Here is an 8766-nt window from a genome sequence, read left to right as displayed (position 1 = left end):
GCGCCTACGGGGGTGGGCGCTTCTCCCGCTTTTTTTTATCCGCGAAGCCTAGTGCGCGTCCGCCCAGCTTTTGCCCGCGCCCACGTCCACCTTGAGCGGCACCTTCAGCGTGGCGACGGCGGACATGCACCGCACGGCCAGCGCCTTCACCGCCTCCACTTCCGCGTCCGGCGCTTCGATGAGCAGTTCGTCGTGAACCTGGAGGAGCACGCGCGCCTTCAGCTTCTCCTGCCGCAGCGCCGCATCCACCGCCAGCATCGCCTTCTTCATCAGGTCCGCGGCGGTGCCCTGGATGGGCATGTTGATGGCGGCGCGCTCAGCGGCCTGGGCCACGCCCCGGTTCTTGGAGAGCAAATCGCCCATCAACCGGCGCCGGCCGTAGAGCGTCTCCACGTAGCCCACCTTGCGCGCCTGCTCCACGGTGTCCTCCAGGTACTGGCGGATGCCCGCGTACCGGGTGAAGTACCGCTCGATGACGTCGCGGGCGCGCTCCTGGGAGATGCCCAGGCGCGTGGACAGGCCGTGCGCGGACAGGCCATACGCGATGCCGAAGTTCACTGTCTTCGCCACGCGGCGCTGCTCGCGGTCCACGGCCTTGGACTCCACGCCGAAGATCTCCGCCGCCGTGCGGCTGTGGACGTCCTCGTCATCCAGGAACGCCTGGATGAGCACCGGGTCCTCCGCGATGTGGGCCAGCAGGCGCAGCTCCACCTGGGAGTAGTCCGCGCTGACCAGCTGGTGGCCCGGCTCCGCCACGAAGGCGCGGCGGATCTCCCGGCCCACCTCGGTGCGGATGGGGATGTTCTGGAGGTTGGGGTCGGACGACGACAGCCGGCCCGTGGCGGTGGCCGCCTGGTGGTACGTCGTATGGATGCGCCCGTCCTTCGCGACCAGTGACGGCAGCGTGTCCAGGTACGTGCTCTTGAGCTTGGACAGCCCCCGGTACTCGATGAGGGCCCGCGCGAGCACGCTGCCGTGCTCCTCCGCCAGCTTCTCCAGCACCTCCTGATCCGTGGACGGGCCCGTCTTGCCGCGCTTGAGGATGGGCAGCTTCTGCTCTTCGTAGAGCACCTGCGCCAGCTGCGGGTTGGAGCCCAGGTTGAAGACGTGGCCCGCGGCCGTGTGGCACTCGGCCTCCTTCGCCTTCACCTCCACGTCCACGCGCTCGGAGATGCGCCCCAGCTCCTTCACGTCCAGCTTGACGCCCTCCCGCTCCATGCGCGCCAGGATGGGCAGCAGCGGCAACTCCAGCGTGCGCGCCAGCTCCGCCAGGCCGCCCAGCTCCAGCTCCTTCCACAGCTCCGGCGCCAGCCTGCGAGCCGCGTCCGCGCGCACCGCGTACGCCGCGGCCACCTCCTCCGGCCCGTGGTCCGACAGCGCCCGCCCCTTCTTGCCCTCCACCGACGCGGGCAGCGCCGGAAGTTCCGAGCGCAGCCGCTCCCGCGCCAGGTCCGCCAGCGCGTGCTCGCGGCGCGACGGGTTGAGCAGGTAGCTCAAGAGCTCCACGTCGTCGTGCGCGCCCTCCAGCGTCAGGCCCTCGTTGGCCAGCACCAGCGTGAGCGCCTTGAGGTCATGCCCGCCCTTCTTCACGCCCGCGTCCGCGAGCAGGTCCTTCACCGCCGCCACGAACGCGGGCACCGGCACCTGGGCGGCGCCCAATTGCTGGTGCCGCAGGGGCACGTAGCGCGTGGTGCCGTCCGGCAGCGCCACGCCCAGGCCCACCAGGGACGCCGCGAAGGGCATGCCCTCGAAGGCGGGCACCAGCGTGACGGCCCCGGCCGCGCGCGCCGCGTCCACCAGCGTCTGGAGTTCCGCCTCGGTGGTGACCAGCGAGGTGGTGATGACGAGCGGCGCCACGTCCGGACGCGGCGTCTCCTCCGCCGGCAGGTCGCGCAGGAGCGCGAAGAACTCCAGCTCCGTGAACAAGTCCCGCGCGCGCGTGCCGTCCGGGGCCTTGCGCACCAGGTCGTCCAGCTTCACGCCCAGCGGCAGCGTGGTGTTGAACGTCACCAGTTGCTTGGCGCGCGCCAGGCTTTCGCGGTGGGACTCCAGCGCGGCGCGGATCTTCGGCTTCTTCACCTCGTCCAGCCGCGACAGCAGCGTCTCCACGTCGCCGAACTGGTGCAGCAATTCCACCGCCGTCTTGTCGCCCACGCCGGGCACCTTGGCGACGTTGTCCACCGCGTCGCCCACCAGGGCCAGGAAGTCGCGCACCTGCCGGGGCAGGAGGCCCAGCTTCTCCTGCACGTCCGCGATGCCCATGCGCTTGTTCTTCTGGGGGTCGAAGAGGGTGATGTCCTCGTCGACGATCTGCATGAAGTCCTTGTCGCTGGTGACGACCAGGACCTGGAAGCCTTCCGCCTTGGCCTGCAGGGCCAGCGTGCCGATGACGTCGTCCGCCTCCCAGCCCTCCGCGTCCAGCGAGGGCAGGTTGAGCACGTCACCCACCTTGCGGATGAGCGGGAACTGGGGCGTCAGGTCTTCCGGCGGCGCCTTGCGGTTCGCCTTGTACTGCGGGTCGATCTTCTGGCGCTCCACGCGGCCCGACTTGTCGAACGCCAACGCCACGTGCGTGGGCTTCAGCTCCTGCAGGGCCTTGAGCACCATGCGGGTGAAGCCCAGCACCGCGTTGGTGGGCACCCCCTTGCTCGTCGTGAGCGGGGGGATGGCGTGGTAGGCGCGGAAGATGAAGCCAGAGGCGTCGAAGAGGGCCAGGCGGCGCTCGGAGCGCGGGGGGCTGGTGTCGGCCATCCCCCGTGCCTAGCGCGGCTCCCGCTCCCTGTCCACGAAGCCCCACGTCGGGGCTTCGCTCAACGGCACTTCAGCTCCGCCTTCTTCGCCGCCAGCAGCTCCGCGATGCCGTCACCCGGCACGGCGAAGTCCTCCACCGCCGCCAGGTCCATGCACCCCGACGCGTTCGACAACACCTGCTGCGCCTGCGTCGAGCAGAAGGCGACCGTCCGGTTGAGGTCCGTGTTGCCCTTGTAGAAGTCGAAGCCCAGCTTCCAGATGCGGCAGCCCCGGCGCCGGTCCTCGCGATCCGCGAAGTGCTTGCCGCGCAGGTAGGCCGCCTGCGCCATGTCCTGGAAGATGTTCTTCCGGTAGAACGACAGGTGCGTCTCCGCCAGCTCGCCCATCAGGCGCTTGTCCGTCGTCAGCGCTTCCTTGAAGGGGGCCACCGCGCGCTCGGGATCCTCCCGCGTGAGCGCGCTCTCACCCGTCTTGAAGAGCTGGTCCACGTTGGACACGTCCCGCATCAGCTCGTCCGCCTGGGCGTGGTACTGCGCGGAGTCCACCTTCGAGCGCAGCTTCTGCAGCGTCGCCAGCGCCTCGCTGCCGCGGCCCGCCCAGTAGTCCATCATCGCCGCCTGCATCAGCTTCGCGCTGTAGCGGCTGTTCATCATGTTGCGCACTTCGCTGGCCTGATCCGGCCCGGACTCGTCCACCGCCAGGATGTCCGACACCGGGCACGTCCACGGCGCCGCGTTGCGGTCCAGCTTGAGGCGGGCCACCAGGAACTTCACGAACATGGCGTCCTTGGGGCGCCACTCGTTGCGGCGCAGGCCGCCCTCCAGCTTGAGCGTCTGGCCAATGGGCGGAGACAGCTCCTCCCGGTTCTGCTTCTGGCACCACACTTCCATGTAGTCCTGGCAGCGAGGCACGGCGGCGCTCCACTGCGAGTTGCCCAGGTAGCGCTTGCAGTCGTCCTTCGCGCGCGACACGAAGCGGTCCGCGGACTCGCGCGCCTTCGCCTTGGCGCGGCGGAAGTACTCGCTCTCCTTCGGAATCTTGCGCAGCGCGACGAGGGCTTCCTTCTCGCGGTTGAGCTCGACGGACTTCTTCGCGAACTCGAAGTTCTCGAAGGCCTCCTTCTCCAGCTTGATGCGCCGCACGAGGGTGTTCGCCTCGGCGTTGATGGGGTCCTGGTCGAGCGCCTTCTCGCAGGCCGCCTCGGCCCGGCTCCAGTCCGGCTGGCCCATCTCGTTGGACGCGTAGGAGCGACACTCGCTGAGCAGCTCCTGCACCTGCTGCCCGGGATCCAACGCCGCGGTCTGGGTGGGCGGCGGGGGCTTCGCGCCGCCCGCGACGCCGGACACCTTCACCACGGCCACCACCGCCAGGAGCGCCATCGCGCCACCGGCAATGACCAGCATGTTGCGTCGGCCGTTCGCCGCCTCCGGATCACCCCGGCCGCCGCGCCGCACTGGAACGCCCGCGCCCGGCCGCCGCGCCGGCGTGTCGGCCGTCTCGTAGGCCATCTCCACCACGCCGAACTGGATGATGTCACCGGCCTGCAGCTCGACGAACTCCTGCCCCAGCAGCTCGCCGTTGAGCAGCGTCCCGTTGGCGCTGCCCAGGTCGCGGGCCCGCACGACGTTGCCCTCGCGCGCGACTTCCGCGTGCTTGCGGCTCACCGAGTCGTCATCGAGCATCACCACCGCCGGCGGCGCCCGGCCCACCAGCACCACGCCGCTGATGGGGTAGGACTTGCCGGCCCACGGCCCCGTCATCCCCTTGAGCACCGGGCCCGAACCCGCCGCCGCAGGCGCGCTCATGGCCCGCGAGGGCCGCTTCGCCAGCGCCGAGCCAGGAGGCTTCGCGGCCCCGTTCGCCGTGGCCTTGGCGCGGATGCTGGGCATCGCGCGCGTGCCCCGCACCGGCACGTCCGCGAGCGCCGGAGGCTCCTCGTCCGACACGGTGTCCACCGCCGCCCTGCGCCCGCTGGAGCGCTTGGCGCCGCCCTTGAGCTTCAGCTCGTAGTCGCCCAGCAACACCTGGGAGCCGGGCATCAGCGCCGTGGGGCCATCGATGCGCTGTCCGTCGATGAAGGTGCCGTTCTGGCTGCCTCCATCCTCGACGTAGACGGTGCCGCCCTCCACGTAGACGCGCGCGTGCTGCCGCGACACGCCCCCTTCCGTGAGGACGAGGTCATTGCCCTGCTGGCGGCCGATCTTCAGCTCGCCAGCGATTTCGTGCTCGTGCTCAGTGCCGTCGGGGTGACGGACGACCAGGGTTGCCATGGGCGCGTCAGTCCTCGCGGAAGATGCTCATATTCACCGGAAGGCCCTTGCGCTGAAGTTCGTCATAGAACTTCGGCACGAAGCCCGAAGCCACGTAGCGCCCGCGCACCTTGTGGTCCTCGGTGAAGCCGTCCTGCTTGTAATAGAAGATGTCCTGCAGGGTCACGATGTCGACCTCCATGCCGGACACCTCGGTGATGTAGCAAATCTTGCGCGAGCCGTCGGAGAAGCGCGTCTGCTGCACGATGAGGTGCACGGCGCTGGCGATCTGCTCGCGGATGGCCTTCACCGGCAGCTCCATGCCGGACATGAGCACCATCGTCTCCAGCCGCGCGATGGCGTCGCGCGGCGTGTTCGCGTGCAGCGTGGTGAGCGAACCGTCGTGGCCGGTGTTCATCGCCTGGAGCATGTCCAGCGTCTCGCCGGAGCGGCACTCGCCCACGACGATGCGGTCGGGCCGCATGCGCAGGCAGTTCTTCACCAGCTCGCGGATGGTGATGGCGCCCTTGCCTTCCAGGTTGGGCGGGCGGCTCTCCAGCTGCACCCAGTGGTCCTGCGGAAGCTGCAGCTCCGCGGCGTCCTCCACCGTGATGATGCGCTCCCCTTCCGGGATGAACGAGCTGATGATGTTCAGCGTCGTCGTCTTGCCAGAGCCGGTGCCGCCGGAGATGACGATGTTGCGCCGCGCCGTCACGCACATCTCCAGGAACTCGGCCATCTGCGCGGTGACGGTCTTGTACTTGATGAGATCCTGGATCTTCAGCGCGTCCTTCTTGAACTTGCGGATCGTGATGCAGGGGCCCTTGAGGGCCAGCGGCGGGATGATGGCGTTGACGCGGCTGCCGTCCTTCAAGCGCGCGTCCACCAGCGGGCTGGATTCGTCGATGCGCCGGCCGATGGGCGCCACGATGCGCTCGATGACGCCGAGCACCGCCTGGTTGGAGGAGAAGGTCTTCTCCGACAACGTCAGCTTGCCTCGCTTCTCGATGTAGATCTGGTTGGCGTGGTTCACCATGATCTCGCTGATCTCTTCCGACGCGAGGAACGCTTCCAGGGGCCCCAGGCCCAGCGCCTCGTTGATGACGTCGGTGAGCAGCTCCTCGCGGTCCACGTCCGTGGGAAGCTCTCCGTCCGCTTCCATCTGGTCGATGATGTCGCGGATGGCCTTCTCGGTGCGGCGCCACAGCTCCTCGTCCCCGAGCCGGTCCATGTCCATGCGACGCAGGTCCAGGTACTCGATGAGCCGGTCGTGGATCTCCTTCTGGAGGCGCGAGTAGCGCTCCAGCTTCGGGTCCACCTTCTTCTTGTTCTTCGCCATGGCCGCGGCCATGGACGCGGGCATGCGGTTGGGCGCGGCGGGAGCCGGAGCCTCCTCCTCCTCGTAGGGCTCCTCCTCCTCGTAGGCCTCTTCCTCCTCGTAGGCCTCCTCGCCCTGCTCCTCGTCGTACGCCTCTTCACCCTGCCCGTCGTCCTGCGGCGCGTCTTCCAGCGCTTCGACGTTGAGGATGTAGTCGCCGATGGAGACCTGGTCCGTGGGCTTGAGCACCATGGGCCCGGCAATCTTCTTGCCGTTCACGAAGGTGCCGTTCGTGGACTTCATGTCCACGATGATGAAGCGTCCGTCCTTCTCGACGATGCGGGAGTGGTACTTGGAGACATTCCCCTTCGCCAGAACGATGTCATTGCCGGCGAGCCGGCCAATGGTGATCTCGTTCTTGGGGTATTCCCGCTGCTCCGTCCCGCCGCCCTTCTCCGCCAGGGTGATGAGAAACATGGGTCGGGATGCTACCAAGCCCTCCTGCGACCTCAAAGGCTCCTGCGCACGCGCTTGCCTGCCCGCAAGCTCTCGGGCCGGCACCCTCCCCCCTCTTGGGAGGGGAGCGGGGCCGGCCCGGGGGTCGGATCCAGTCGCTGGAGGGACGCCCACAGGGGGCGCACCCGTCAGTCGAAGATGTTGAAGTTCACCTCGGAGCGGGCCTGCTTGTAGCGGGTCTTCACGTCCTCGATGATGCTGCGGACCTTGTCCGAGTCCGGGTTCACGATGCGCGGGGTGACGAAGATCACCAGCTCGCGCTTGGTGGAGTCGAACGCGCGGTTCTTGAACAGCTCGCCCACGATGGGGATGTTGCCCAGGCCCGGCAGCTTCGCGACGGCCTTCTGCTCGTCGTGGCTGAACACGCCCGACAGCACGATGGTCTCACCGTGGCGCACGGTGACGTTCGTCTTCACCTTGCGGGTGCGGAAGCCGGGGATGGCGGACGAACCACCGAAGGACACCGACACGGACGTGTCGATTTCAGAGGCCTCCGCCTCCACCTCCGTCTGGATGTTGCCGTTGCGGTCCGCGGTGGGGCGGATGTTCAGGATGACGCCGTAGGGCTTGTACTCCACCGTGAACTGCGTGTTGGTGATGAGGGGGATGGGCACCTCGCCACCGGCCAGGAACTCCGCCTTCTCACCGCTCGCGCACACCAGCTTGGGCTGCGCCAGCAGGCGGCCGTAACCGTCGTTGGCCTGGAAGCCGATGCTCAGCTCCGACGCGCCGGTCGCGCTCAGGATGAGGTTGGAGACCGCGTCACCCGACGGCATCAGCGTCTTGTTGAGGTTCACCGTGCCGCTGAGGCCACCGGTGATGTCCGTGGGGTACTTGATGCCGTAGCGGTCGCGGCTGTTGCGGCGGATTTCGACGAACTGCACCTCGGAGAGGATCATCCGCTTGATGCCGACGACGAGCAGGTTCTCCACCTTCTCGCCAATGGCCTTGGTGATGAGCTCCGCCTTCTGCAGGTCCTGCTGGCTCTCCACGGAGCCCTCCAGGAAGATGGTCGCGCCCACCACGTTGGCCTGCACGTTCTTCAGGCCCGCCTTCTGGAAGGCCGCGTTCAGGTTCTGCGCGACCAGCTTCTTGGCGTTGGGGGCGATCTTCACGAACGACTTCACGTTCGGATAGAGGCTCACCACCTGCTCGATGCGGTCCGCGTCCTGCGTGGTGTAGGCCTGACCGTCCAGGTAGATGCGGTCGCCCACCATGCGCACGGAGACGCCTTCGATTTCGCCCAGCAGGCGCTTGATTTCGGAGATGACCTCGTTGGGGTCCTGCTTGCGGACCGTCACCAGGTAGCTGATGCGCTGACCCGAGGACTTCCAGACGAGCAGCGTCGTCTTGCCTTCCGTCTGGCCGGTGACGAGCAGCTGTCCGGTGCCCAGCGTCTTCACCTCGGCGATGGACGGGTCGCCCAGCGCGACGCGGCTCAGGCCGGGGATGGTGAGGACCTTCTGCGTGCCCACCCCGAGGCTGACGGTGCTGCCCTCCTGGGCCAGGGCGGGGGCGCTGGCCACCAGGGTGACGAGGGCGCCAAGCGCTACGGCGTGCGTGAAGCGAGTGGACATCGTGTGAATCCCCTTCTTGCGTGCGTGCGCGCTGACGGTCCGCGCGCTATCCCAGATGTTGTTGCTGCCACCACATGGCCCAGAAAGTCCCGAGCGCGATGGAGACGCCGTAGGGGATGTGTCGCACGGGCGCGGGAGAGGTTTCCTCGCGCATCCATTTCGCCCGCACCGCCCAGCGACGGGCCACCGCCGCCAGCGTGTCCCAGACGGCGCCCTGCCACAGCAGCGTGACGACCGCCTGGAGCGCTCCCACCAACGAGATGAAGGCCGCCGCCGCGAGCACCGCCGGGAACCCCAGCACACAGCCCACGCCCGCCATCAGCTTGACGTCCCCCCACCCCATGCGCCCGCGCAG

Annotated in this window: 5 protein-coding genes; all 5 read right to left on the bottom strand. The window is 68.3% G+C overall.

Going from position 1 to position 8766, the window contains the following annotated elements:
- Positions 1–48: 48 nt before the first annotated feature.
- A complete protein-coding gene (gene polA / locus D7X74_RS35945) occupies positions 49–2751 on the bottom strand; it encodes a DNA polymerase I (protein ID WP_120537503.1) in 2703 nt (900 codons plus the stop codon).
- 59 nt (positions 2752–2810) lie between these two features.
- Positions 2811–5021, bottom strand: coding sequence for an FHA domain-containing protein (locus D7X74_RS35940; RefSeq protein WP_120537502.1), 2211 nt, complete (start codon positions 5019–5021; stop codon positions 2811–2813).
- A 7-nt stretch (positions 5022–5028) separates the two neighbouring features.
- Complete coding sequence (locus tag D7X74_RS35935) at positions 5029–6795, bottom strand: ATPase, T2SS/T4P/T4SS family (RefSeq protein ID WP_120537501.1); 1767 nt, start codon at positions 6793–6795, stop codon at positions 5029–5031.
- 167 nt (positions 6796–6962) lie between these two features.
- Positions 6963–8411 (bottom strand): type II and III secretion system protein family protein, encoded by a 1449-nt coding sequence (locus D7X74_RS35930; RefSeq protein WP_120537500.1) that lies wholly within the window; start codon positions 8409–8411, stop codon positions 6963–6965.
- A 46-nt stretch (positions 8412–8457) separates the two neighbouring features.
- On the bottom strand, positions 8458–8766 hold a 309-nt coding region (locus D7X74_RS35925; RefSeq protein ID WP_199741976.1), incomplete at its 5' end, for a prepilin peptidase.

The organism is Corallococcus sp. CA047B (genome assembly GCF_003612065.1).
Taxonomy (GTDB): Bacteria; Myxococcota; Myxococcia; order Myxococcales; family Myxococcaceae; genus Corallococcus; species Corallococcus praedator.
The sequence above is the reverse complement of the archived record's forward strand: the minus strand, read 5'-3'. Positions and strand labels throughout refer to the sequence as shown.

Bases quoted from the DNA above. Each gene is read 5' to 3' on its own strand.
- D7X74_RS35935 (WP_120537501.1), bottom strand. From the start codon at position 6,795: ATGTTTCTCATCACCCTGGCGGAGAAGGGCGGCGGGACGGAGCAGCGG.
- D7X74_RS35930 (WP_120537500.1), bottom strand. From the start codon at position 8,411: ATGTCCACTCGCTTCACGCACGCCGTAGCGCTTGGCGCCCTCGTCACC.
- D7X74_RS35940 (WP_120537502.1), bottom strand. From the start codon at position 5,021: ATGGCAACCCTGGTCGTCCGTCACCCCGACGGCACTGAGCACGAGCAC.
- polA (WP_120537503.1), bottom strand. From the start codon at position 2,751: ATGGCCGACACCAGCCCCCCGCGCTCCGAGCGCCGCCTGGCCCTCTTC.